The organism is Mesorhizobium sp. B2-4-7 (assembly GCF_006442685.1).
In the GTDB taxonomy this organism is placed as follows: Bacteria; Pseudomonadota; Alphaproteobacteria; order Rhizobiales; family Rhizobiaceae; genus Mesorhizobium.
In genome coordinates this window covers 238,752-264,356 of sequence record NZ_VFVH01000005.1, presented here as the reverse complement: position 1 = coordinate 264,356, position 25,605 = coordinate 238,752, and the positions used below count along the sequence as shown (strand labels likewise).

The following is a 25,605-nucleotide window of genomic DNA, read 5'->3' as shown; positions in this document are numbered from 1 at the left end:
CACCTCAAGCAAGTAAGCCGACAAGTCGTCGAAATGACCGAACTGCGTCCCCTGGCTATCGGCCGCTCAACCGCTGGAGGCGAAGCGGTAGCCCTCCAGCGCCTGCTGAACCGCGGCCACCAACACCGCCTCCGGATCGAGCGGCTGCCCGGCAAAGCGGTCGAGCGCGGGCAGATGCTGATGGAACAGCGTCACCGGCACGGCCTTGCCCGACAAGGCGGCCGTCAATCGCTGGACAGCTTCCATCGCCTCCTGATGGTTCCAGTAGTAACGTATGCGGTCCGACAGCGAATAGTGCCGCTGCACGCGCTGTTGCGCCGCAGAGCCGTGGTAGTGGCTGTGCCAGTCCTTGGCATCGGCCGTCATCAGCGCTTCCATGGTCTGATAAAGCGGGCGCGCGCCGTAGTCGGGCAACAGATCGGAGGCGATCAGGTCCAGCCCATAGAGCGCTTGGCGCAGTTCGAAAGTCAGCTGCGGCCCCACCTTGAGGATGGCAAAGCCGTCCTCGACCAGTTCGCGTAGGGCCGCTTGCGTCTGATAGTCGGTGGAATGGGCTTCGTAGACCAGGCCCGCTTCCTGGTCGAGCAATTCGCGCAGATGCAGCGCCTTGGCGCGATCGTAGAAGACCACGTTCTCGTTGCCGAACTCCACGCCCGGCTGCACCACCACGGCGATGACCCGCGAGAAGGCGTCTGCGAGGCCGTTCTCGTGGAAGATCTGCCGATGCACCGCCAGTGTGTGCTGGACCGCGGACAGGCTTGTGGGGCTGATTTCGCCGATGAGATGATCCGCTCCGCCCGGCGGCGGAACCTCGGTGCCGATCACGTAGAGTGGCCGGTCGGTCCCGCTGGCGGCGTCCTCGGCCTTGCGCGCCAGGCGGGCGGCGCGCCTGGCAATCGTAGCGTCATCCAGCGCCGCCGGCTCGCCCGCGCATCCCATGGAGGCATCGAGATGGATCTTGCGGAAACCGGCCCGGACATAGGCGGACACCATGTCCTCGGCCTTCGCCATGGCCGCGCCGGCATCTTCCTTTCGCCATGGATTGGGACCGAGATGATCCCCGCCGAAGATGACCCGCTCGGGCGCAAGGCCTTCGGAGCCTGCAATAGCGGTCACCGCCGCGACGAAGTCAGCGGGCTGCATGCCGGTATAGCCGCCGAACTGGTTGACCTGGTTGCAGGTCGCCTCGATCAGCAGCGGCCGCGAGAACAGCGCGGCGTCGCGCACTGCGGCCCGGATCACGACCGGATGGGACGAGCAGACGGAGGTGATGCCTTCCGCCGCGCCCCGCCGCCGGGAATTTGCAAGTTTCAGCAATGGATCGGTCACGGGCGTCGCCTCGGCGTGTTGGCAATGAACAGATCGAGTTCGGCGCGCGTGCCGGCTCCTTCCATCGGGCCTTGCCGCGTGACGTTGCGCGCGCCTGCCGCATTCGCGTAATCGAGCGCGGTCACGGCAGGCATGCCGAGCCTGCGGCAGGCGATGTAGGCACCGCCAAAACAGTCGCCCGCGCCGGTCGGATCGATCTCCTCGACCAGGAAGCCGGGCGACTCGACGCGGCTGCCGTCGGCGCCGAACAGGGACGCGCCCAACGCGCCGCGCTTGACGACGACCTCGCCGGCGCCGCGGGCAAACAGCGAGGCGAGCGCGTCGGCTTCATTGTCGTTGCCCGAAGCGGTGTGGAGTTCCTCACCCGACGGCAGGATCAGATCCGCAATGTCGAGAAGCCGCGCGAAGCGCTCGCGCGTCTGGCCATGGCCGAGCAGTTCCTTGCGAAGATTGGGATCGAGCGAGATGCTTCCGCCACGCGCCTTGACCACATCGATGGCATGGTCGAGCACCTGCCAAATGGCGGGAATGCTGAGTGCGGTGCCCATGACGTGCAGGTGGCCTGAACGCGCCAGCAGCGCCCTGGCCTCAGGGGTCAAGCCGACCCGCGCCGCGGCCGATTTGCCGATATTGTAGACGAAGTCGCGCGAACCGTCCTCACGGTAGCGCACGAAGGCGCTGCCCGTCGGATAGTCTGGGCTGACGGCGATGGCCGAGACATCCGCACCGTCCCGGCGCAGGCGCTCGACATTGATCCTGCCGAAATCATCATCGCCGACGCAGGCGATGATGCCGGCCCGCCCGCCAAGCCTGGCGCATTGGTCGACGAAGATCGCCGGCGCCCCGCTCGGATAGGGTCCGGTCAGCGCGATGGGCTCGAGAAAGCCGTTGCCACGGCTGGTGGCCATGATCTCCACCAGGATCTCGCCCACGGTGACGGTCGGCCCGAGTCCATCGGGTGCCAGTGTCTTCAATGGGGATTTGCTTGGCATGGCGAAGGCCCCGTGTGAAAGGCAAGGGAAATGCGGATTCCAAAAAACGGATAGAGCGGTTCCGCGATTCTATCAAACGTTGGACGGCCCTGGCTCCGGCCTTCCGAACGCCCCGGGCGTCGGCGTCGTCACGATGACGGCGTCGCCGGCCTGAAGCACCGTCTGGTCGCAGGCTTTCAGCACCTCGACCGTGCCGTCCTTGCGGCGCACTTTGGTCGAGCCGACCTCGCCATCGCCACCGCCGCCCAGCCCTTGGGGCGGCCGGTTGCGATGCGAGGACAGGATGGCGCATTCCATCTTCTCCAGGAAGCGGATGGTGCGCTTCGTGCCGTCGCCGGCATTCCACCTGCCCTTGCCGCCGGAGCCTTCGCGGATGTGGAAATCCTCCAGCATCACCGGAAACCGCAGCTCCAGTATTTCCGGATCGGTAAGGCGCGAATTGGTCATATGGGTGTGAACGCCCGACGTGCCGGCAAAGCCGCGGCCGGAATTCATCTCGCCGGCGGGCGAACCGGAACAGATCGTCTCGTAATACTGGTACTTGCTGTTGCCGAAGGTCAGATTGTTCATGGTGCCTTGCGCATTGGCCATAGCGCCCATGGCGCCGAACAGCGCGTTGGTGACGTGCTGCGAGGTCTCGACGTTGCCCGCGACGACGGCGGCGGGATAGGCGGGTTTCAGCATCGAGCCGTCCGGGATGATGATGTTGATCGGCCTCAGGCAACCGGCATTCATCGGGATCATGTCCTCGACCATGACGCGGAAGGCATAGAGCACCGCCGCCCGGGCGACAGGCTCTGGCGCGTTGAAATTGTTCTTCATCACCGGCGACGTGCCGGTGAAGTCGACCGTCGCCTCGCGCTTTTGCCGGTCGACCGATATCTTCACCTTGATCACCTGGCCGGTGTCGGTGGGATATTCATAGGCCGATGTATCCGGCAGCCGCTCGATCACGCGCCGCACGCTCTCGGCCGCATTGTCCTGCACATGGCCCATATAGGCCTCCACGACATCGAGCCCGAAATGCGCCACCATCTTGCGCAGCTCCGCCACGCCCTTTTCGTTGGCGGCGAGCTGCGCCTTGAGATCGGCGATATTCTGGTGCGGATTGCGGGCCGGATAGCGGTGATCGGTGAGCAGCGTCTGCAGCTCATTCTCGCGGAACTTTCCGCGATCGACGATACGGAAATTGTCGAACAGCACGCCTTCCTCGTCGACCGTGGTGGCAAGTGGCGTCATCGAGCCCGGCGCGGTACCGCCGATATCTGCGTGGTGGCCGCGCGAGGCCACCCAGAAGAGGATCTTGGGCGATTGGCCAATCTCCCCTCTTGTCCGGGAAATCGGCTGCTCTTCCTCGAAAACCGGCGTGACCACCGTGATATCGGGCAGATGCGTGCCGCCATTATAGGGAGCATTGAGCGCAAAGACGTCGCCGGGATGAATGTCGCCGGAGTTCAGCCGGATGATGGTCTCGACCGAGCGGTCCATCGAGCCCAGATGCACCGGCATATGCGGCGCGTTGGCGACCAGCGCGCCGTTCCGGTCGAAAACGGCGCAGGAGAAATCCAGCCTTTCCTTGATGTTGACGGAATAGGCGGTGTTCTGCAGCGTCACGCCCATCTGCTCGGCGATCGACATGAACAAATTGTTGAACACTTCCAGCATCACCGGATCGGCCTCGGTGCCAAGTGCCGCCTGCCGGCCTTTCTTGCTGGTGCGCCGCATCAGCACGTGGTTCCTGGCCGTGATCTCGGCCTGCCAGCCCGGCTCGACGACGATCGTCTGGTTGGGCTCGATGATCAGTGCGGGGCCGGCGACCCGATCGGACGGCCGCAACGCCTCGCGCCGACAGACGTCGGCTTCGTGCCATTTTCCTTCCGTATAGATCCGCCGGACCTCCTCGGCCCTGGCTTTTGATGGCTGCCCCGCCTGCGCATAGGCTTCGGTATTCTGCTCGCCGCCCGCCTCCGTCCCCTCGACGCTCACAGCTTCGACGATCATCGGCTTGTCCTCATAGACGAAACCGAATTGCGCCTTGTGGGCAGCCTCGAAATCGGCCCTCGCCCGCAACATCGAGCCATGGTCGAAATGCACCGGAAGTGCGGTGTCGGTGCCGTCATAACGGATCTGCAACGCCGGTCTGGCGGTCACCGCGTCCTCGGCGATGCCTTGTGCGGCGAGTTCCGCGACAACGGCGGTTTGCAAGGCCGCGATCAGGCCTTCGATTGCCGGCCTCGATTCTTCCGCGAGCGGTGCAAGCAAGGCCTGCTGGCGTGAGGCAAAGACCGAAGACAGGCCGATGCCGTAGGCCGACAGCAAGCCGGAAAACGGATGGATCAGCACCGCCTCCATGCCGAGTGCGTCGGCGACCAGGCAGGCGTGCTGGCCGCCTGCGCCGCCAAAACAGTTCAGAAGATATTCGGTGACGTCGTAGCCGCGCTGCACCGAGATCTTCTTGATGGCGTTGGCCATGTTTTCCACCGCGATTGTGACGAACCCTTCGGCCACCGCTTCGGCCGAGCGGCCGTCGCCGATTTTAGCTGCGAGCGCGGTGAATTTCTGGCGCACGATCTCCGCGTCGAGCGGCTCGTTCTGGCCGGGGCCGAAGATGGCAGGGAAAAAATCCGGCTGCAGCTTGCCGAGCATGACGTTGGCGTCGGTGACGGCGAGCGGGCCGCCGCGCCTGTAGGCGGCGGGGCCTGGATTGGCGCCGGCGGAGTCCGGGCCGGTGCGAAAGCGGCCTGCTTCGTAGTGCAGGACCGAGCCGCCGCCGGCCGCGACGGTGTGGATGCGCATCATCGGCGCGCGCACGCGCACGCCTGCGACCTCGGTATCGAAGGCGCGCTCATATTCGCCGTCATAATGGGCGACATCGGTGGAGGTGCCGCCCATGTCGAAACCGATCACCTTTTCGAAGCCGGCGATCTTTGCCGTCTCGACCATGCCGACGACCCCGCCGGCCGGGCCAGACAGCAGCGCATCCTTGCCCTGGAACAGGTCCGCGGCGGTCAGCCCGCCAGAAGACATCATGAACATCAGGCGGGGACTTTCCCTTCCCCTCGAGGGGAGGGTGGCGGCGAAGCCGCCGGGTCGGGTCGGATCGACGGGGTTCGACGTCTTGGTGGTGCCTTCTGCGGCGATCCCCTCTGCCGGCTTCGCTGACATCTCCCCCTCGAGGGGGGAGAGAACGCCGAGTTCCTGGCCTACCCTTTGCACATATCTCGACAGGATCGGAGACAGATAGGCGTCGACCACGGTGGTGTCCCCGCGGCCGACCAGCTTGATCAGCGGCGACACCTCGTGGCTGACCGAAACCTGGCCGAAACCGAGCTTGCGGCAGACCTTTGCGACGGCCTTTTCGTGATCGGGATATTTCCAGGCGTGCATGAAGACAATGGCGACCGCGTCGATGCCGTCCGCCTTTGCCTGTTCGATTGCCGGGCGACAGGCAGCGATGTCGAGCAGCCGTTCGACGCAGCCGTCGGCAAGCACGCGCTCGTTGACCTCGATGACGCGCTCGTAGAGCTGTTCGGGGAGGATGATCTCCTTGGCGAAGATGTCGGGCCGCGCCTGATAGGCGATCCTCAGCGCATCGCGAAATCCCTTGGTGATGAGCAAAAGCACGCGGTCGCCTTTGCGCTCCAGCAGCGCGTTGGTGGCGACCGTGGTGCCCATCTTTACGTCGCCTATCAGCCCGGCGGGGATAGGCTCGCCGGGGCGCAGGCCGAGAAGGTCGCGAATGCCCTGGATGGCTGCGTCGGCATAGGCCTCGGGATTTTCGGACAGAAGCTTGCGCGGATGCAGGCCGCCCTCGGGATCACGGCCGATGACATCGGTGAACGTGCCGCCGCGGTCGATCCAGAAATCCCATTTTTGTTGCATTCCGACACCCTCTTTATCGCGAGTATGGCAGCAAAGTCATACTCTTTGATACCCGAGTTCGCGCCGGAACAAGTCGTCGCGCCATCGCCTCTTCGATGACGGTGGCTTTGGATGTCTGAGGCCCTGGCAAGGCACGCGCCTCCGCAGCGCGCCGGCCGGAGCCGTGAGCGCGGCCGGCTGGCTCGCCGGCCGCTATCTGGATCCAGGATGGAAAAATGCGGGATAGGCCCGAACTTGCCTGAAGGCGGGGGGCCCTTCCGTCAATCGACCAATGCGGCAACCACCGAGACGCAGTCGCCGGCCTTGACCAGGCCGGGGAAGTGCCGCGCCGCCAACATGCCCGACATTTTTGCCCGGATCTCCTGGGGGGCGATGCCGGTTCGGCCGGTGGAATGGATGCGCGCCAGCACCGCGCCCTTCTCGACAGGCTCGCCGAGATCGACCATCGTCTCGACCATGCCGTCTTCCTCCGCGAAGGCAAAGCAATCGCCGGACGGCATGTCGAGCCATTGGGTTGGCGTCTTTTCGACCGCACCGGCAACGATGCCGGCATGCCTCAGCACGTTGAGCATGCCGCGCCGGGCGATCCGCACCGTCTCGGCTCTCGACGTGCCTCCACCGCCGAGCTCGGTGGTGACGAACACCTTGCCCATGTCCTCGGCGGCGGTATCGTACATGCCGACGGCATCGATTTCGATCATGCGCATCGAGAACGGCGCCGCGAAGGCTTCGACCGCCGCGAAGGCCCTCTGCTCCAGGGCCTTGTTCGGCAGCGTATGGGCGGCGCAGAACGGCACGAAGTCCAGCGTCTTGCCGCCGGAATGGAAGTCGAACACGATATCCGCGCGGGGAAGCAGCTCCCGCTGGAAATAATCGGCGATCTTTTCCGTCACCGTACCGTCTGGCCGGCCTGGAAAGCTGCGGTTCATGTTGCCCTTGTCGATCGGCGAGGTGCGCGTGCCGGCGCGGAAGGCCGGATAGTTCATCGCCGGCACGATGATAACCGTGCCGCTGACTTGGGCGGGATCGAGCGTGCGCGCCAGATCATAGAGCGCCAGCGGCCCTTCATATTCGTCGCCATGATTGCCGCCGGTCAGCAGGGCCGTCGGCCCCTTGCCGTTGCGCAGGACGCAGATCGGGATCATCACCGAGCCCCACGCCGAATCGTCGCGGCTGTAGGGCAGGCGCAGGAAACCGTGCTGTGCGCCGTCGCGATCGAAATCGACCGAGGGCGAGACCGGCGACGGACGAAGGTCGGACATCGGTTTCAATTCTTCACCACCAGCTTGCGCGGCACATTGGCCAGGCACTCGACGCCCGTCTCGGTGATCAGGATGGATTCGGTGATTTCCAGCCCCATCGTCTCCAGCCACAGGCCGGTCATGAAATGGAAGGTCATGCCGGGCTTCAGCTCGGTGCGATCTCCGGGGCGCAGGCTCATCGTGCGTTCGCCCCAGTCCGGCGGATAGGAAAGGCCGATCGGGTAGCCGGTGCGGTTGTCCTTGACGATGCCATATTTCTTCAACACCGCGAAGAAGGCGTTGGCGATGTCTTCGCACGTGTTGCCGGGCTTGGCTGCCGCGAGCCCCGCGTCCATGCCTTCGAGCGTCGCCTTCTCCGCATCGAGGAATTCCTGTGTTGGCTTGCCGAGGAACACTGTTCGCGACAGCGGGCAATGATACCTGTTGTAGCACCCGGCGATTTCGAAGAACGTGCCCTCGCCCGACTTCATCGGCTTGTCGTCCCAGGTCAGGTGCGGCGCCGAGGCGTCGGCGCCCGACGGCAGCAGCGGCACGATCGCTGGATAGTCGCCGCCGATGCCGTCGACGCCACGCGTGCCGGCATCATAGATCTCGGCGACGAGATCGCATTTGCGCATGCCGACCTCTATCTTGTCGACGATGCGCTGGTGCATCGCCTCGACGATGCGGGCGGCCTTGCGCATATAGTCGATCTCGGTCGGGCTCTTCACAGCGCGCTGCCAGTTGACCAGCGCGGTGGCGTCGACGAAACGGGCATTGGGCAGGTGCTTCTGCAAAGAGGCGAAGGCGGCGGCCGAGAACCAGTAATTGTCCATCTCGACGCCGACGGTCAGCTTGCCCCAGCCGCGATCGGCAAGCACGCTCGACAGGAAATCCATCGGATGGCGCTCGGTCGACTGCACATAGTGATCGGCATAGCCGACGATGTTGTCATGCGCGAGATAGGCGGTGCGCTTGGCGCCGTTGGCGTCCTGACCGCGGCCATACCAGACCGGCTCGCCCGACGGCGGCACGATGACGGCCTGATGCACGTAGAAGGACCAGCCGTCATAGCCGGTGAGCCAGGCCATGTTGGAGGGGTCGCTGACAATAAGCAGATCGACGCCTTTCGCCGCCATGGCTTTCCGCGTTTTGGCGAGGCGATCCGCATACTCGCTTCGCGAGAATTTCAAATTCGGTTGCATTTTGTTGGTCCTCGTTTGTTGGGCCCTGGAACCCGCTTCAACTTCCGTTGAATCTGGCTCCAGGTAATTTTTTGTTTGAGCATGATCTCCTCGGAAAACCGGTTCCCACTTTTCCGGATCATGCTCTTGCGGCCAGCATCAACTTTCAAAAATGGTTCCGGCTTTCGCGACCCGGGCCCGGTCACGGGCTAGCGTGGCGATCGCGGTGTCCTGCACGCCGGTGCCGGTCAGGTCGGCGATGGTGATGTCGTCCGCCGCACGCCGGCCATGCCGTTCGCCGGCGATGATCTGACCGAGTTCGGCCACCTCCGTGTCCGCCGCCATCACGCCGGCGGAGATGGCATGGTGCAATTCACCGAGCCGGCGCGTCTGCCTTGCGCTGTCGGCGACATAGAGATCGGCCATGCGCAGGATTGCCGGTGCGATCTCGTTCTTGTGCTCGGCGTCCGAGCCCATGGCGGTGATGTGCTGGCCGGCCGAGACGAAGCCGGCCTTGATCAATGGTTCTGTCGAGGGCGTGGTGGTGACGATGATGTCGGCGCCGGCGACCGCCTTGGCCGCATCCGGTTCTGCGCGCACCACGATGCCCAGTTTTTCGCTCAAGGCGCCGGCCGCGGCTTGCGCCTTGGCCGCGTCGCGCGCCCAGATGCGGGCTTCTTCGATCGGCCGCACCAGGCGCAGCGCCTCAAGCTGCAATCCGGCCTGCACGCCGGCGCCGAAGATGGCGGCAATGGATGAGTCCGGCCGCGACAGGTGTTTTGCGGCGACCGCCCCGGCGGCTGCGGTGCGGACGTCGGTGAGATAGCCATTGTCGAGCAGCAACGCCTCGACCAGACCGGTTTTTGCCGACAGCAGCACCATCATGCCGTTGACGCTGGGCAGGCCGAGCTTGGGATTGTCGAAGAAGCCGGGGCTGATCTTGATGGCGAAGCCATCGATGCCAGGCACATAGGCGGTCTTCACGTCGACCTCGCCGCGATGCTCGGGGATGTCGAGCCGCAGGATCGGCGGCATCGCCACCGGCAGGGTAGCGAGCGCCCGGAAGGCGTTTTCGACGCAAGCGACGGCGTCGAGATCGAGAGCTACGATCTCGCGTAGTTCTTTCTCGGTAAGGATGGTCATCCGGTTCATCAGGCGCGCTCCGCAACTACTTCGCCGCAAACGATCTTTCTGTGCAGGCTCATATCGATATTACGACCGGAAAGCAGAACGACCACCGGTCCGTTTGGCTTCACCTTGCCGGCAAGCAGCGCAGCGATACCGACCGCGCCGGCGCCCTCGACGATCTCGCGCTCCTGTTCATAGGCATGGCGGATGCCGGCGGCGATCTCGTCTTCGGAAAGCAGCACGACGTCGTCGAGCAGGTCTCGGCACATGGAAAAGGTCAGCCGGTTGTCGAGGCCAATGCCGCCGCCGAGCGAATCCGCCAGCGTCGGCAGCTCCTCCACCTGCACCGGGCGCCCCGCATCGAGGCTGGCTTTCATCGCCGCGCCGCGCGCCATCGAGATGCCGACGACCTTTGTGCTCGGCCTGACGCCCTTGACCGCTGCGGCAATCCCGGAGGCCAACCCGCCGCCGGAGAGCTGCACCAGCACCAGAGCGGCGTCAGGAACCTGCTCCATGATCTCCAGCCCGAGCGTGCCCTGCCCGGCGATGATGTCGGGATGGTCGAAGGGTGGCAGCATCACGAGACCCTCTTGCGCCACCAGCCGCTCGACCTCCTGCTGCGCGTCGTCCTGGCTGTCGCCGACAATGCGGATTTCCGCGCCGAGGCAGCGGATGGCATCGAGCTTGTTCCGAGGCACCAGCCGCGACATGCAGACAACCGCGCGCATGCCTTCGAGCCTGGCGGCATGGGCGAGTGCGCGGCCGTGATTGCCGGTCGAAGCCGCGACAACACCGCGTGCCCGCTGCTCGGCATTGAGCGAAGCAATGGCGTTCGAGGCGCCACGCAGCTTAAAGCTGCCCGTGATCTGGCGGTGCTCCAGCTTGAGGTGAACGGGAAGGCCGAGCCGCTCCGACAGGCTCTCGGATGGCACGACCGGTGTCGGCTCGACCTTGCTGGTGATGCGTTGGCGCGCGGCGCGGATGTCTGAAAGGGCGACGGCGTGCGTCATGGGTCGCTCGTGCATGCAGGACATGACCTTACTGTCCAAGCGGCAAGGTCGTCAGCCGCCCGAACTCCGGACGCGGCACATCATCGCCACACAGTCGCAGGCAATTCCACGCGCTCGCCTGGTTGCTGGTGACGACCGGGCGGCCGATAGCCTGTTCCATCGCGGCAACCGCCAGCGCCGAGCGCAGCGCCGTGCAGGACACGAACAACGCCTCGGCCTGCGGGTCAGTCGCCTCGCGCGCCAGATCGACGAGGGCTGCCGGCGCAATGCGCGCCATCTCGCGGTCATCCTCGAAGCCGAGACAGGTGAAGCTGGCGATCTCGAAGCCGCGTTCGGCGAAATAGGCCGCCATCGGCCGGCTCGTCTCGACGGTGTAGGGGGTGAGAATACTGATCCTCTTCGCGCCCAGAGCCCTCAGTCCGCGCACGCCCGCCATCGGCGGCGTGACCACGGGCACGCCAGGCTTGGCCGCCTGGATCGCCGCCTCGATCTCGGCATCGCCGATCACCACGGAGGCCGACGTGCAGGAGTAGCAGATGGCGTCGAGCGGTTCGTCCGGCAGGATCAGCGCCGCGCCAGCCGTCAGTTCGGGCTGCATCTTGCGCAGATTCTGAGGCGTGGTCGGATTCTTATAGGGGATGCGGGCGACATAGATGCCGATCCTCTCACTCGCCACCATGCGACGGAAGTCCGGCTCGCTGGTGTGGTCGGTGGCCAGGATGATCAGGCCGACGCGCTTTTCCAACGGGCGCACCTCGAGTGCGGGCCTTGTCGGCATCAGCCTGATTTCGGGAAGCGGCTTCATGGGAACTACCTTTCGATCTTGCCGTAGCGATGTTCCAGCCAGCGCAGCAGCATAACCGAGAAAAGGCTGATGATCAGGAAGAAGGCGCCGACCAGCGTCATCGGCTCGACATAGCGGTAATAGGTGTTGGCGACGCTCTTGGCCTGGTTCATCAGCTCCAGCACGGTGATCGCCGACAGCAGCGGCGTCTCCTTGAACATGGCGATGAAATAATTGGCCAGCGCCGGGATCATCGGCGGGATTGCCTGCGGTATGACGATGTGGGTCCAGGTCTGGCGAGCGCTGAGATTGCAGGCTTTGGCCGCCTCCCACTGGCCGCGCGGCACGTTCTCGATGCCGGCGCGATAGACCTCCGCCGTATAGGTGCCGTAGTGCAGCCCAAGCCCGATGACGCCGGCCACCAGCGGCGGCAGCAGGATGCCGAAATCGGGCAGCACGTAGAAAATGAAGTAGAGCTGCACCAGCAGCGGCGTGCCGCGGATGAATTCGGCCGCCCAGCCGACCGTGCGCGACATGATCTTGTTCGGCGAGCGGCGGGCCAGTGCGATGCCCAGCCCGACGATTGCCGCCAGCACCGAGCCGAGCACCGTCGCCAGGATGGTGATCTTCACCCCCTCGATCAGCGTCGGCAGGATCTGCCGGACGAAATCCCAGTCCCAATCCATTACAGGGCCCAATCCATCAGACGCGCACTCCGTCGAGGCCGCGCGCCATGCGCCGCTCCAGCGACCGCACGCCCCAGGAGATGACGAGCGCGAGCGCGAAATAGATCACCAGGATGGTGGTGAACGGCATCAGCGTGCTGCCGGTCTGCGAGCGCACCACCTGCGCCTGGAAGGTGAGATCGGCGAGCGAAATCAGCGAGACGACGGATGTCGCCTTGAGCAGTTCGATGGCGTTGTTGCCGAAGGTCGGCAGCATCACCAGAAGCGCCTGCGGCAGGATGACATGGCGCATGCCTTGCCAGCGGCCGAGATTGAGAGCCGTGCAGGCCTCGTATTGCTCGGCGCCGACCGACTGGATGGCGCCGCGCACCACTTCCGCCGCATAGGCACCGACATTGAGGCCCAGCGCCAGCACGCCGGCTTGCAGCGGAGTGAGTTCGACGCCCGCCAGGGGCAACACGAAATAGGCCCAGAACAGCTGTACGAAAATCGATGTGCCGCGGAAGAATTCGATATAGGCGGTGGCGAGCGCCCGCAACGCGAAGAAGCGCGACAGCCGCCCCATGCCGGCCAGGAAGGCCATCACGAGGGCCAGCACCGACCCCATCAGCGTCAGCTCGATGGTGACAAGCGCTCCCTGCAATATCAGGCCGAGATAGCCGGACCACTGGGTCATGTATCAGAGGCTTCCAACGTTTGGTTTTAGCAACTTCTCCCCTCTCACGGGGAGAAGATGCAGGTTCACCCTCCTTAGCTGCAGCGCAGCTGCCGCGAAGGACGGGCAGGCGATGAGAGGCGGCTCCAAGCTCGCAGAAACGCGCGCTGCCCCTCATCCGGCCCTTCGGGCCACCTTCTCCCCGTCCACGGAGAGAAGGGAAAAGGGCTTATTTCGCCGCGCAGAGCTTGTCGCGCGTCGTCGACATCGCCGCCGCCGCCGAGAAGCCGTAGGGCTCGATGATCTTGGCGAACTCGCCCGACTTCTTCATCTTGGCGAGCTCGACGTCGAAGGCGTCGCGCAGCGCCTCGTCACCCTTCTTGAACGCGGCGCCGTCGCAATAGACGGGCGCGCCCTGCACGGGTGCTATGACTTCGAGGCTCGGGTCATTGGCCTTCTTCATCAAATCGTTGATCGACAGGACGGGGAGCGAATAGGCGTCGATGCGGCCGTCCTGCACCATCTTCAGCCCGCTCTGGCCGTCGGGCACGACGATGACGCGGTCACGCGGCACGCCGGCGTTGAGCGCGAGCTTCTCCTCGGTGCCGCCGCCGGGCGCGCCGATGGTGGCGGAGGTGTCCTTGGCGACATCCTCGTAGCTCTTGAAGCCCTTCGGATTGCCTTTCTTCACCAGCATCGCCTCGGCGTCGCACAGCACCGGCTCGGAATAGGCAACCGCCGCACAACGCTCCGGCTTCATGAACAGGCCGGCGGTGACGACATCGAAACGGCCGGCCTGCAGGCCGGGGATCATGGCACCATATTCCGAGATCGACGCGGCAACGTCGGCGACGCCCAGCCGCTTGAAGATTTCCCGTGCCACGTCGGGCGCGGCGCCCGAAACCTTGCCGTCGGCGGCGACCGCCGTGTAGGGCGGCTCGTTGGCGATGGCGAGGCGGGCGAAGCCTTGCGCCTTCAGCTGCTCGAGCTTGCTGTCGTCGGCCGATCCGATGTTCGAGGCCGCGAGCACCGCGGTCAGCGCAAGACCGGCGACGCCGGCCAGAATGCCAAGTTTTTTCATTGTTCCCAACTCCATGTTTGTGTTCTTGGTTGCAGTCATTTCAGGACGGCAATGCCGCCCTTGCGGACGGTGTCGCCGCCTCTGGCATGGCGGTCAGACGCGATGTCCGGCCGCGATGATCTTCTTCAGGAAACCTTGCGTGCGCTCCTGTTTGGGATGGCGGAAAATCTCATCGGGTTTGCCCTCCTCGACGATGCGGCCGCGGTCGAAGAACAGCACCCGGTCGGCGAAGTCGTGGGCAAAGCCCATTTCATGGGTGACGAGCAGCATCGTCATGTCGGTTTCGGCCGCGAGCTTGCGCATCACGTTGAGCACCTCCTCGACCAGTTCGGGATCGAGCGCCGAGGTGACCTCGTCGAACAGCATGATCCGGGGCGACAGTGCCAGCGCGCGGGCAATCGCGACGCGCTGCTTCTGGCCGCCCGAAAGCTGTGCCGGCATGGCCTTGGCCTTGTCGGCCATGCCGACCATGTCGAGCAATTCCATCGCCCGCTTCTCGGCGGCAGCGCGCGGCGTGCCCTTGGTCAGCATCGGCGCCAGCGTGACATTGTCGATGACGCATTTGTGCGGGAACAGATTGAACAGCTGGAAGACCATGCCGATCTTCTGGCGCATCCTGGCCAGATGCCGCTCGTCGGCAGCCAGCAGCTGGCCGTTTCGCTCCATGTGATAAAGATGCTCGCCGTCGATCTGGATGTGGCCGCCATCGATGCGCTCCAGCGTCATCAGGATGCGCAGGATCGTCGTCTTGCCCGAGCCGGACGGGCCAATCAGCGCCAGCTTCTCGCCGGGCATGACCTGCATGGACAGGCCGTCCAGCACCTTGAAAGTGCCGAAGCTTTTCGAAATGCCATCGACCTTGATGATAGGCGCGGATGCGGACAAACGAATTTCCCGTGCTGGAGAAGCCTATGCCCTTAACGATGCGGAACCCGCCAAATCATGTCAATTGGGAAAATAATATCATGACAATTATTCTGATCCCGCACAATTCTTGGACATTCAGTGCCTAGCAATGTGCCGAGATCGAAATCAAGTCGAACCGAAAATGACAGCACCGGGGACGCCTTTGGCGGTCGGCATCGTCTGGATAGCGGCACATCTCGCTAGATTGCGAGCAGCAGATGCTCGGGGTCGCCAAGCAGCAGCTTGGTGACAACGCCGAGGCCGGCGCGCAGTTCCCCCTCGGTGGTCGAGCCCAGCGAGATGCGCACCGCCGGTTGCCAGGGCGCTTGCGAGATGCGGAAGGAGGCGCCGGGCGCGATCGCCACGCCTTGCAGGCGCGCCTGGGCGACGAAGCTCTCCTCGGCACGGTCGGCGGGCAGCTGCAACCAGACATGCAGTCCGTCGCGCCGGGTGCGATAGTCGACGCCGGCCAGCACCTCGGCGACGATGTCCTGGCGTCGCCGCAATGCTGTGCGCTGCCAGCGCACCAGTTCCATCGCGGTGCCGTCGGTCACCCATTTGGTGGCGATCTCCGCCACCAGCGGCGTCGCCATCCAGTTGGAAACCAGATGCCGGTTGGCGACCGCGGCGACATAGCGGTCGGGGGCGGCGAGATAGCCGATGCGCAGGCCCGGCACCACGATCTTGGTGAAGGACGTGACGTAGAGCGTGCGTTCAGGCGCGAAGGCGGCGACCGGCGGCGGCCGGTCCTCGACCAGCGGCCCCAACACATCGTTCTCGATGATGGCTATGTCGTGCCTGCGCGCAACCGCCGCAATCTGCTCGCGCCGCGCCGCATCCATCAGCGTCGCCGTCGGGTTGATCACCGAAGGCTGCACGAACACGGCGCGGATGTCGGAGATCCGGCAGGCCTCGTCCAGCGCTTCCGGGATAAGGCCATTGCCGTCTATCGGCAGGCCTTCGAGGTTGAAGCCGAGATAGCGGGCGAGCGGCACCAGCGTATGGTGGCCGATCGCCTCGGTGGCGACGGTCGAGCCGGGCGGCGCCACGCTCATCAGCGCCACCGTCATGCCGGCGGTAGCGCCATTGGTCAGGCTGATATTCTGCGGCGAGGCATCGAGACCGCACAGCTTCAGCCACTCGACCGCCACGGCGCGGTGACGGGGAAACACCATGTTGGGCCGGAACGACAGCGCCGAACTCGACGGCAGGTTGTCGGCCAGCCAGCCCAGCGCCTGCTTCAGCCGCTCCAGATGCATCGGCTCGCAGACCGGCTTCAGGATCGAGAGATCGATCACTTCGCCCAGCCGCTCCGGCAGATAGGGCGGCTCAGGCTCGCGCCGCTGCGTCTGGACGAAGCTGCCGCGGCCGATCTCGCCCGAGATCAGGCCGCGGCGAATCAGTTCCTCATAGGCGCGACTGACCGTCTGCACCGATAGTTTCAACTCGTCGGCCAGCCGGCGATGCGTCGGCAGCCGCGCGCCGTTGGCGAGCCGCCCATCATGAATGGCGCGTGCGAACTGGTCGGCCAGCGACTGGTAGGCGGGCCGCCGGATGAGCGCGGGATCAGGTTGCCATAATGTCATGACTTATTAGAGATCGAAATCAGTGCAATTGACAATCGAAATAATGCGCCGTCATGGTACGGCGGGACCAAAAAGTGGATACAGATGGCCGCCGCGAAACTCGACCCGATCGACCTCAGAATCCTCGACGCGATCCAGCGTGACGGGCGCATCACCAAGCTGGCGCTGGCCGACAAGGTCGGCCTGTCACCGACGCCGTGCTGGATGCGGCTGCGCAAGCTGGAAAAGGCCGGCATCGTCTCCGGCTATCATGCCTCGATTGCTATGCGCGTCGTCGCACCCGTCGCCACCGTGCTGATGGAGGTGACGCTGGCCAGCCATCGCCAGGCCGATTTCGACCGCTTCGAGCGTGTCATCCGCGACATACCTGAGATTGTAGCCTGCTGGTCGGTGGGCGGCGGCGTCGACTACGTTCTGAAGGTTATGGCGCGCGATATCGATACCTATCAGCGGCTGGTCGATGCCTTGCTCGAACGCGAAATCGGCATCGATCGTTACTTCACCTACATCGTCATCAAGACGGTGAAGGACGAGACCGTGCTACCGCTTGCCGATCTGTTGCCGGTGCAGTCCTGAGATCGAAACCAGCGTTCATCTGGCACCGTACGCTCGGAGAATGCGCGAAAGCACCCGCCCCACCCCTGCGGCTAGACAGATCGTCCTGCTCCCCAGCCGAATAGAGAGAATCTCTCTATATAGCTGCACCTAAACAGCCTCATCCTTCGCGCCGACGCCCCTAGTCTTGCGGCATCACCCCAATCGGGAGCAATCGATGATGTCCGCGCACTTTGCCCGTTCGCACCGCCATGAGGCGCTCGACCGCCTCGCCGACCGCCGGCTGCTGCGCGAGCTTGCCTATGTCGACGGGCACTGGACGGCAAGCGAGGCGGCGGAGAGCTTCGAGGTCACCGACCCGGCGACCGGCGCCACGGTGGCCTTTGTCGCCGCGCTCGATGGCCGCCAGACGGCAAGTGCGATCGATGCGGCGGCGCGCGCTTTCCCTGCCTGGCGGGCGCTGTTGCCGCAGGAGCGCTCGAAAATCTTGCGCAAATGGTTCGACCTCATCATTGCCGCGAAAGACGATCTCGCTCTGCTGATGACGCTGGAACAGGGCAAGCCCTTGAAGGAATCGCTCGGTGAGATCGACTATGCCGCCTCTTTCGTCGAATGGTATGCCGAGGAAGCAAAGCGCCTCAACGCCGAAAGCGTAACCAGCCATCTGGCGAAGGCGGAAATGACGGTGCGGCGCGAGCCGCTCGGCGTCGTCGGCGTCGTGACGCCGTGGAACTTCCCGTCCGCCATGCTGACCCGCAAGGCGGCTGCGGCCCTTGCCGCCGGTTGCACCATCGTCGCGCACCCCTCTTCGGAAACGCCGCTCTCGGCGCTGGCGCTGGCCGAACTCGGCGAGCGCGCCGGCCTGCCCGCCGGCGTCTTCAACGTCGTCACCGGCAAGGCGTCGATCATAGTCGGGCGAATGTGCGAGGACCCGCGCGTGCGCGCCATGAGCTTCACCGGTTCGACCGAGATCGGCAGGCTGATCGCGGCCCAGAGCGCGCCGACGATGAAGCGGCTGGTTATGGAGCTTGGCGGCCACGCGCCGCTGATCGTCTTTGCCGACGCCGATCTCGACAAGGCCGTGCGCATCGCCGTCGACGCCAAATTCGCCACGTCCGGCCAGGACTGCCTCGCGGCCAACCGCATCTATGTCCAGCGGCCGATCTACGATCGTTTCTGCGCCGCCTTCGCCAAGCGCATCGAGGCGCTGCGGACCGGCAATGGCCTTGCCGACGAAAGCGACATCGGCCCGCTGATGCATGAGCGCGCCGTCAAGAAGGTCGAGGAGCAGGTCACCGACGCGCTCGCCCATGGCGCCCGCTGCCTCGTTGGCGGCAGAAGGCACCAGGCCGGCCCGTTGTTTTACCAGCCGACGCTGCTGGCTGACGTATCTGACGAGGCACTGATCATGCGCGAAGAAACGTTTGGTCCGGTCGCAGCCGTGACGCCGTTCGACAGCGAGGACGAGGTGACCGCGCGCGCCAACGCCTCCGAATATGGTCTGGTCGCCTATGTCGTGACCGAGAACGGCGCCCGCCAGCAGCGCCTGGGCAGGGCGCTGGACTACGGCATGGTCGCCATCAACCGCGTCAAGATCACCGGTGCGCCGATCCCGTTCGGCGGCGTCAAGCAGTCCGGCATTGGCCGCGAGGGTTCGCGTCAGGGGCTCGAAGCTTTCACCGATCTCAAATATCTTTGCCTGGACGTCGCTTAAGCCGCGTCCACGTTCCTCAAGGAGTCAAAAGAATGCTCGACCAGTCCAACGAACTCGCCGCCTGGGATCGTGATCACTTCTTCCATCCCTCGACGCATATGGGCACCCACGCGCGCGGTGAATCGCCGACGCGCATCATGGCCGGCGGTGAAGGCGTCACCGTCTGGGACAGCAACGGCAGAAAAAGTATCGATGCCTTCGCCGGCCTCTACTGCGTCAATGTCGGCTATGGCCGCCAGAAGATCGCTGACGCCATCGCCGCCCAGGCCACGAACCTCGCCTATTACCACGCCTATGTCGGCCACGGCACCGAGGCCTCGATCACGCTGTCGAAGATGATCATCGACCGTGCGCCGAAGGGCATGTCGAGGGTCTATTTCGGCCTCTCCGGTTCGGATGCCAACGAAACCAACATCAAGCTGATCTGGTACTACAACAACGTGCTTGGCCGCCCGGAGAAGAAGAAGATCATCTCGCGCTGGCGCGGCTATCACGGCTCCGGCATCATGACGGGGTCGCTGACCGGGCTCGATCTCTTCCACAATGCCTTCGACCTGCCGCGCGCGCCGATCCTGCACACCGAGGCGCCCTACTATTTCCGCCGCGCCGACCGTTCGATGAGCGAGGAGCAATTTTCGCAGCATTGCGCCGACAAGCTCGAGGAGATGATCCTGGCCGAGGGCCCCGAGACCGTCGCCGCCTTTATCGGCGAGCCGATCCTCGGCACTGGCGGCATCGTGCCGCCGCCCGCCGGCTACTGGGAGAAAATCCAGGCGGTGCTGAAGAAGTACGACGTGCTCCTGGTCGCCGACGAAGTGGTGACGGGCTTCGGCCGGCTGGGCACCATGTTCGGCTCCGACCATTACGGCATCAAGCCGGACCTGATCACCATCGCCAAGGGCCTGACCTCCGCCTACGCGCCGCTGTCGGGCGTCATCGTCGCCGACAAGATGTGGCAGGTTCTGGTGCAGGGCTCCGACAAGCTCGGCTCGCTGGGGCACGGCTGGACCTATTCGGCGCATCCGATCTGCGTCGCCGCGGGTGTGGCCAACCTCGAACTGATCGATGAGATGGATCTGGTGAGGAATGCCGGCGAGACCGGCGCCTATTTCCGCGCCGAATTGGCCAAGGCCGTCGGCGGCCACAAAAACGTCGGCGAGGTGCGCGGTGACGGCATGCTGGCGGCGGTCGAGTTCGTCGCCGACAAGGACGACCGTGTGTTCTTCGATCCGGCGCAGAAGATCGGACCGCAGATCGCCACGGCCCTCGCCGCAAGCGGGGTCATCGGCCGCGCCATGCCGCAGGGCGACATTTTGGGCTTCGCCCCGCCGCTTTGCCTGACGCGCGAGGAGGCTGACACCGTGGTGGCCAAGACCGCCGATGCCGTGAAGAGCGTGTTCGCCAATCTCTAATTGCCGAGATCGGCGCTGCCCCTCATCCGCCTGCCGGCACCTTCTCGTCGTTCACGGAGAGAGGGTAAAGGTGAGGGGCAGCGCCACCTACAAGTATTCGGAAGTGAACGCGATGACCTCTCATCCCACCCTCCCCGCCACCATGGCGGCCGTGCAGCTTACCGGCCACGGCGGCCCGGAAAAGCTCGTCTACCGCACCGACGTGAAAGTGCCTGTGCCCGCCGCCGGCGAAGTGCTGGTCAAGGTCAGCGCCTGCGGCATGAACAACACCGACGTCTGGGTTCGCCAGGGCGCCTATGGCACGGAGGAGGACGCAGGGGCCGTGTCGACATGGCGGCGCCAGGGCAACACCCTGACCTTTCCGCGTATCCAGGGCACCGACACGGTCGGCACCGTCGCTGCCGTTGGCGCAGGGGTCTCGCCGGAACGCATCGGCGAACGAGTGATGGTCGATTTCTCGATCTACAATCGCGACGACGATTCGCTCGCCGACATTGACTATATGGGTCACGGCCGCGACGGCGGTTACGCCGAATACCAGGCTGTACCGGCCGAGAACGCCCATGTCGTCGACACTGACTTGAGCGATGTCGAACTCGCCACCTTCTGCTGCGCCTATCTCACCGGCGAGCAGATGCTGGAACGTGCAGGGCTCAAGGCCGGCGAACGCGTGCTGGTCACCGGCGCCTCGGGCGGCGTCGGCTCCGGCATCGTGCAATTGGCGCGGGCGCGCGGAGCCATTCCCTATGCCGTCGTCGGCAAGGGCAAGGAGCAGGCAGTGCTCGACATCGGCGCCGAAGCCGTGATCACCCGTGGCGTGGCCGACCTGCCGCAAGCCGTGGCCAAGGTGACCGGCGGCCAGCCCATCGACGTCGTGGCCGACCTTGTCGGCGGCGCGATCTTCAACGATCTGTTGCGCATCCTGAGGCCCGAGGGCCGCTACACCACCGCAGGCGCCATCGCCGGCCCGGTCGTCCAGCTCGATCTCAGGACCATGTATCTCAAGCAGCTTCAGCTCCACGGCTCGAGCCAGGGCACACGTGCGGATTTCCGCCGTATCGTGCGCTATATCGAGGAAGACAAGATCCGGCCGCTGGTCGGCGGCGTCTACAGGCTTTCCGATTTCCACCGCGCCCAAGCCGATTTCATCGCCAAGGATTTCGTCGGCAAGCTGGTGGTGGTGCCTGATGCCGTGGCTGAACGGCGGCACCCTAAATAAGAGGACGGAGCAGCAGCGCTTCTCGGCGCCGCAAGCTACGTCACCATGACAAAGGACGACCGTCAGGTCTTGCCGTCAAATTCATCATGTCGGCCGGCATGGCGCACCATGCGCCGAAAGCTCATCGAGATATGGGCTCGCCTGATGTGCCCGATCGATTCCCAATCCCCGATTTCCGCCGCAGCCAGCACTTCCTCCATTTCGCGCCGGAAGGCCGTGAACTCCTCCACCAGGCCGAGCTGCGGCATCATCTTGAGGACTACGCGCGCAACCTGAAAATACAGTCTTTCGCTTATTTCGCGCAGGGGCTGGTTCCCGGTCATGCCGGATAGTTCAGTGAAGAAGTCCATGTTCAGCTGCAGGAAGGCACGCTGATCCGGGTTGAGCATATCGGAATCGCAGCGCGCGATGAGCGCTCGGATGCGATCGAGGTCGACCGCCGTTCGGGGAATTGGCGAAAGCTTGCCGACAAGCAGCGCGAGTTCCAGTCGCAGATGATAGACCTGCTGCAACTCCTCGATGTCGACGTCGGTAACGATCGTACCGACGCCGTGGATCGATTGCACAAGCCCTTCGGCCTCGAGCCGCGCCAGCACGCGTCGGACCGGTGTGCGGCTGATCTCGAATTCCTGGGCGAGTTCTTCCTCGGAGAGCCGGCTCCCCGGCGGATAATCGAGAAGGCAGATACGGTCGCGCAGGATCAGGTAGATGCGTTCGAACCGTTCGCGCGCCGAAAGCGGACGCGAAGGCGGCACTGTCTTGGCCGAGGCATCCGTATCAAGCGTCATCCAGCCTCCAGGACAGCGTGCAGGAACTGCCGCGTCCGCTCATTCTTGGGTGCGCCGAAAAGCTCTGCTGGCGGCCCCTGCTCGCAAATTTTACCCTGGTAGAAGAAGCAGACGCGATCGGAAAATTCCTTGGCGAAGCCCATCTGGTGGGTGACCATGAGCATCGTCAGATCATGCTCGCGGCCGATTTGCCTTATCACTTGCAGCACTTCGCCGACAAGTTCCGGATCGAGCGCGGACGTCACCTCGTCGAACAGCATTATCTTGGGCCGCATCGCCAGCGCCCTGGCAATGGCGACGCGCTGTTGCTGGCCGCCGGAAAGCTGTGAAGGGTAATGATCCTTCTTCTGCGACAGCCCGACCATGTCGAGAAGCTCGGCCGCCCGTGCTTCGGCATCGGCCCGCTTCATGCCAAGCACGGTCATCGGCGCCTCGATGCAATTGGCCATCGCCGTCATGTGTGGAAACAGGTTGAAAGACTGGAACACCATGCCGATCTTCGCCCGGATGCGGCGGATATGGGCAAGATTGGCGGGCACCAGCTTTCCGCCTTGCTTCATATGTGTCAGTGGCTCGCCTTCGACCCAGATGACGCCGTCGTTGATCGTCTCCAGCGTCATCAGCATGCGCAGGACCGTGGTCTTGCCGGAACCGGACGGTCCGATGACGGAAACCTTCTCGCCGCGCGCGATTTCGAGGTTCAGCCCGTCGAGCACGGTGAGCGCGCCGTAACGCTTCGAGACATTGTCGAAACGGACCATCGGTTGTTCGGTCATCGCGCGGTCCTTCGGTTGAGCAGGCGTTCGAGGGCACGGATGAGCGCGGCCGAAACCAGGCTCATGGCCAGGAAGAACAGGCCGACCAGCGTGATCGGTTCGGTGTAGCGGAAGGTTTCGGAGCCGATGATCTTGGCCGTCTGCATGAGTTCCAGCACGGCGATGGCCGACAGCAGCGGCGTCTCCTTGAACAGCGCGACGAGATAGTTGCCGAGCGCCGGCACGATGGGCGGTATCGCCTGCGGGATGATGATGTCGCGAAAGGTCGTCCAGGAGGAGAGGTTGAGTGCGATCGAGGCTTCCCACTGGCCGCGATGGATGTTGTCGAAGCCCGCGCGGTAGACCTCCGAGCAATAGGCGGCGTAGTGGATGCCGATGGCCAGAACACCGGCCGTGAATGCGTCGAGCACGACGCCGAATTTCGGAAAGACGAAATAGAGAAAGAAGATCTGGATGAGCAGCGGCGTCGAGCGGATCAGTTCGACCAGCACCGAGATCGTCCAGCCGGTCCAGGGCACCGCGACACGGATTACCGCAAGTACCAGGCCGAGCAAAGCCGCGATGACGAAGCCGAGCAGCGTCGCCTCGATCGAGACGACGGCGGCGCGTGCCAGCACCGGCAGGATCTCCGCGGCAAAACTCCAATCCCAGATCATGCCGCCCTCCCCCGCGCCAGGCCGAGCGAGGCCCGCCTTTCGAGAAGCCGCATGCCGATGGAAACGGTGAGCGACATGGCGAGGTACATCAGCAGCACCAGCGTGAAGATGGGAATGGTCTTGAAGGTGTTCTGGTTCATCTGCTGCGCCTTGAAGGCGAGGTCCGTGAGCGTGATCAGCGAAACCAGCGCCGTCGATTTCAAAAGCTCGATGAAAAGATTGCCCCAGGGCGGGATCATGGCGACGAAGGCCTGCGGCAGGATGATCCGGCGCAGCATTTGCGCGCGGCTCATGTTGAGCGCCGTTCCCGCCTCCCATTGGCCGCGCGCGACCGACTGGATTGCACCGCGCACGCATTCGGATCCATAGGCGCCGACATTCAGACCAAGCGCCAGCACCGCGACGGGAAACGCGTCGAGCGTGACACCGAATTGCGGCAGCACGAAAAACAGCCAGAACAATTGCACGAGCGCCGAGGTGCCGCGAAAGACTTCGACATAGACAGTCGCCAGCCATCTGAGCGGCGCTGGACCATACATGCGCGCTAGCGCGGCGAGCACGCCCATGACGACCGCCAGCAGGCTGCCGAGAACAGCGATCTCGATCGTCAGGACGGCGCCCTGCAATAGTCCCGGTAGGAACAGCCTGTACGTCTCCTGCGTCGCAAGCGCCGCGATCACGGCCAGCGAAACGACCAGCATGGCAACGAGCGTGCGGATCCCCATCTGCTTCTCCGAGGAAAAAAGAGGGCGGCGTTTTCACGCCGCCCAGCAGTTGGGAATTTATTCGCCCTTGCAGAGCTCTGCAGTCGTCTTGTTCGGCAGATAGTCCTTGCCGAAGCCGAGCGGCTCGACCAGCGCGATATGCTCCGGCGTACCGAGGAACTTCTTCAGTTCGGCGTTGAACGCTTCCTGCAGATCGGTGTCCTCCTTGCGGAAGCCGAAGCCGCCATGGCCCTTCACCGACTTGCCGGCAACTTCACCGAAGGGCTTGGTCGATTCGACGCCATCGGCCTTCTTGGCCATGTCGGCGATCGAGAGCGCGGTTAGCGCGGCAGCATCGGCACGGCCAGACTGGACCGCCGCGACCAGGCTGGATTGGTCGGGCAAGGAAACGACTTGTCCTTGGGCAACGCCGGCGTCCTTCGCATATCCCCCCTCGACGGCGCCCGCCATCACGGCGAGCTTGAGATCGGGATTGTCCTTGATGCTCGAATAGTCCTTCACGCCTTTCGGATTGCCCTTCGCGACCAGCATGGCCTGGCCGATGCCATAGGACGGTTCGGAAAAATTGATCTCGGCGCAGCGCTTGGGATTGATGAACATGCCGGCGGCGATGATGTCGAAGCGGCCGGCCTTGAGACCCGGAATGAGCGAGCCGAATTCGGTCAGCACGCCGTCGACCTGCGCAATGCCCATCTTGGCGAGCACCGCCTTGGCGACTTCCGGCGCTTCGCCGGTCAATTTGCCGTCAGGCGTGGCGAAACCGAACGGCGCCTCATTGGCGAAGCCGACGCGGATATAGCCGTCCTTCTTGGCGCGTTCGAGCGTCGTTTCGGCATGGGCCGGCAGTGACGTGAATGCGGTCGCGGCGAGCGCAAGACAGGCGGCGGCCTTCACGAGCGCGCGGCGGGATATCTGTGACGTGAACATGCTTTCCCCTTTTCTTCTTCGATAATTATCGGGCTCGAACGATGTTTCTCCACCATCGCGTCAAGCGCACTAAGACGTATACAACTCATCTGGACATATCGCAAGACGCACTGTACGAATCTGGAAAAATCGCCATTGGGCTTGATTGTGCGGCTTTGTGATGCGCAAGTTGTGCACAATTAAGGTGTGCTTTCTCGATGCGATACGAACCGCCTTTGGATGAGGGCAGGAAGGAAAACGGCTTTGGACGCGTCGGGCGGGCCCACCAAGGCGGAATACGCGCGGCGCCTGGCCGACGTGAAGCAACGCATGGCAAAGGCCGGCTTCGATCTCAATCATCTGCCAGGATCCCAGCGCCAGCGAAGGCGG

The 25,605-nt window shown here is 64.3% G+C and carries 22 protein-coding genes; 4 read left to right on the top strand and 18 right to left on the bottom strand.

Going from position 1 to position 25,605, the window contains the following annotated elements; translation table 11 throughout:
• Positions 1–66 precede the first annotated feature (66 nt).
• The 13 genes from FJ946_RS16855 to FJ946_RS16795 form a co-directional block, all read right to left on the bottom strand.
• Complete coding sequence (locus FJ946_RS16855; RefSeq protein ID WP_140517327.1) at positions 67–1,329, bottom strand: D-tagatose-bisphosphate aldolase, class II, non-catalytic subunit; 1,263 nt, start codon at positions 1,327–1,329, stop codon at positions 67–69.
• Positions 1,326–2,321 carry a sugar kinase gene (locus FJ946_RS16850; RefSeq protein ID WP_140565554.1) on the bottom strand — a complete coding sequence of 332 codons (996 nt, stop codon included), beginning with the start codon at positions 2,319–2,321 and terminating at the stop codon, positions 1,326–1,328. The genes FJ946_RS16855 and FJ946_RS16850 overlap by 4 nt, the downstream gene beginning before the upstream one ends.
• Before the next feature lie 72 nt (positions 2,322–2,393).
• Positions 2,394–6,203, bottom strand: coding sequence for a hydantoinase B/oxoprolinase family protein (locus tag FJ946_RS16845; RefSeq protein ID WP_140565557.1), 3,810 nt, complete (start codon positions 6,201–6,203; stop codon positions 2,394–2,396).
• Between the two features lie 260 nt (positions 6,204–6,463).
• Entirely contained in the window at positions 6,464–7,465 is a 1,002-nt protein-coding gene (gene doeB, locus FJ946_RS16840) for a N(2)-acetyl-L-2,4-diaminobutanoate deacetylase DoeB (RefSeq protein WP_140499259.1), read from the bottom strand.
• Between the two features lie 5 nt (positions 7,466–7,470).
• Positions 7,471–8,649, bottom strand: a complete 1,179-nt coding sequence (gene doeA / locus FJ946_RS16835) for an ectoine hydrolase DoeA (protein ID WP_140499261.1) — start codon at positions 8,647–8,649, stop codon at positions 7,471–7,473.
• 138 nt (positions 8,650–8,787) lie between these two features.
• Positions 8,788–9,780: an ectoine utilization protein EutC gene (gene eutC, locus FJ946_RS16830; RefSeq protein ID WP_140521360.1), complete on the bottom strand. Its 993-nt coding sequence runs from the start codon at positions 9,778–9,780 to the stop codon at positions 8,788–8,790.
• Positions 9,780–10,766 carry a hydroxyectoine utilization dehydratase EutB gene (eutB, locus tag FJ946_RS16825; protein ID WP_140521359.1) on the bottom strand — a complete coding sequence of 329 codons (987 nt, stop codon included), beginning with the start codon at positions 10,764–10,766 and terminating at the stop codon, positions 9,780–9,782. The genes eutC and eutB overlap by 1 nt, the downstream gene beginning before the upstream one ends.
• Before the next feature lie 28 nt (positions 10,767–10,794).
• The gene (gene eutA, locus FJ946_RS16820) at positions 10,795–11,571 is read right to left on the bottom strand and encodes an ectoine utilization protein EutA (RefSeq protein ID WP_140517339.1); all 777 of its coding nucleotides are present in this window, start codon (positions 11,569–11,571) and stop codon (positions 10,795–10,797) included.
• 5 nt (positions 11,572–11,576) lie between these two features.
• Positions 11,577–12,236: an ectoine/hydroxyectoine ABC transporter permease subunit EhuD gene (ehuD, locus tag FJ946_RS16815; protein WP_140565560.1), complete on the bottom strand. Its 660-nt coding sequence runs from the start codon at positions 12,234–12,236 to the stop codon at positions 11,577–11,579.
• 16 nt (positions 12,237–12,252) lie between these two features.
• A complete protein-coding gene (ehuC, locus tag FJ946_RS16810; RefSeq protein ID WP_140499272.1) occupies positions 12,253–12,912 on the bottom strand; it encodes an ectoine/hydroxyectoine ABC transporter permease subunit EhuC in 660 nt (219 codons plus the stop codon).
• A 208-nt stretch (positions 12,913–13,120) separates the two neighbouring features.
• Positions 13,121–13,972, bottom strand: a complete 852-nt coding sequence (ehuB, locus tag FJ946_RS16805) for an ectoine/hydroxyectoine ABC transporter substrate-binding protein EhuB (RefSeq protein WP_140499273.1) — start codon at positions 13,970–13,972, stop codon at positions 13,121–13,123.
• 93 nt (positions 13,973–14,065) lie between these two features.
• Positions 14,066–14,857 (bottom strand): ectoine/hydroxyectoine ABC transporter ATP-binding protein EhuA, encoded by a 792-nt coding sequence (ehuA, locus tag FJ946_RS16800; RefSeq protein WP_140499274.1) that lies wholly within the window; start codon positions 14,855–14,857, stop codon positions 14,066–14,068.
• Between the two features lie 221 nt (positions 14,858–15,078).
• Positions 15,079–16,464, bottom strand: coding sequence for a PLP-dependent aminotransferase family protein (locus tag FJ946_RS16795; RefSeq protein ID WP_140499275.1), 1,386 nt, complete (start codon positions 16,462–16,464; stop codon positions 15,079–15,081).
• A gap of 84 nt (positions 16,465–16,548) precedes the next feature.
• On the opposite strand from FJ946_RS16795, the gene FJ946_RS16790 reads away from it, so the two are divergent.
• The 4 genes from FJ946_RS16790 to FJ946_RS16775 all read left to right on the top strand — a co-directional run bounded on the left by FJ946_RS16790 (position 16,549) and on the right by FJ946_RS16775 (position 21,364).
• Positions 16,549–17,040, top strand: coding sequence for an Lrp/AsnC family transcriptional regulator (locus FJ946_RS16790; RefSeq protein ID WP_140517347.1), 492 nt, complete (start codon positions 16,549–16,551; stop codon positions 17,038–17,040).
• Between the two features lie 199 nt (positions 17,041–17,239).
• Entirely contained in the window at positions 17,240–18,733 is a 1,494-nt protein-coding gene (locus tag FJ946_RS16785) for an NAD-dependent succinate-semialdehyde dehydrogenase (protein WP_140565754.1), read from the top strand.
• Positions 18,734–18,765: 32 nt separating this feature from the next.
• Positions 18,766–20,145 (top strand): aspartate aminotransferase family protein, encoded by a 1,380-nt coding sequence (locus tag FJ946_RS16780; protein WP_140565563.1) that lies wholly within the window; start codon positions 18,766–18,768, stop codon positions 20,143–20,145.
• Between the two features lie 112 nt (positions 20,146–20,257).
• Positions 20,258–21,364 carry an alcohol dehydrogenase family protein gene (locus FJ946_RS16775; protein WP_224646819.1) on the top strand — a complete coding sequence of 369 codons (1,107 nt, stop codon included), beginning with the start codon at positions 20,258–20,260 and terminating at the stop codon, positions 21,362–21,364.
• Positions 21,365–21,426: 62 nt separating this feature from the next.
• Here the strand turns inward: FJ946_RS16775 and FJ946_RS16770 are convergent, their stop codons facing one another.
• Genes FJ946_RS16770 through ehuB (FJ946_RS16750) form a run of 5 tightly spaced genes read right to left on the bottom strand, consistent with a single transcriptional unit; the run spans position 21,427 to position 25,236 of the window.
• Complete coding sequence (locus tag FJ946_RS16770; RefSeq protein WP_140517353.1) at positions 21,427–22,152, bottom strand: GntR family transcriptional regulator; 726 nt, start codon at positions 22,150–22,152, stop codon at positions 21,427–21,429.
• Entirely contained in the window at positions 22,149–22,928 is a 780-nt protein-coding gene (gene ehuA, locus FJ946_RS16765) for an ectoine/hydroxyectoine ABC transporter ATP-binding protein EhuA (protein ID WP_140499280.1), read from the bottom strand. Before ehuA (FJ946_RS16765) ends, FJ946_RS16770 begins: the two co-directional genes overlap by 4 nt.
• The gene (gene ehuD, locus FJ946_RS16760; RefSeq protein WP_140565566.1) at positions 22,925–23,584 is read right to left on the bottom strand and encodes an ectoine/hydroxyectoine ABC transporter permease subunit EhuD; all 660 of its coding nucleotides are present in this window, start codon (positions 23,582–23,584) and stop codon (positions 22,925–22,927) included. Before ehuD (FJ946_RS16760) ends, ehuA (FJ946_RS16765) begins: the two co-directional genes overlap by 4 nt.
• Positions 23,581–24,309 carry an ectoine/hydroxyectoine ABC transporter permease subunit EhuC gene (gene ehuC / locus FJ946_RS16755; RefSeq protein ID WP_140556261.1) on the bottom strand — a complete coding sequence of 243 codons (729 nt, stop codon included), beginning with the start codon at positions 24,307–24,309 and terminating at the stop codon, positions 23,581–23,583. The genes ehuD (FJ946_RS16760) and ehuC (FJ946_RS16755) overlap by 4 nt, the downstream gene beginning before the upstream one ends.
• 57 nt (positions 24,310–24,366) lie before the next feature.
• Positions 24,367–25,236, bottom strand: coding sequence for an ectoine/hydroxyectoine ABC transporter substrate-binding protein EhuB (gene ehuB, locus FJ946_RS16750; RefSeq protein WP_140499283.1), 870 nt, complete (start codon positions 25,234–25,236; stop codon positions 24,367–24,369).
• Between the last annotated feature and the right edge of the window lie 369 nt (positions 25,237–25,605).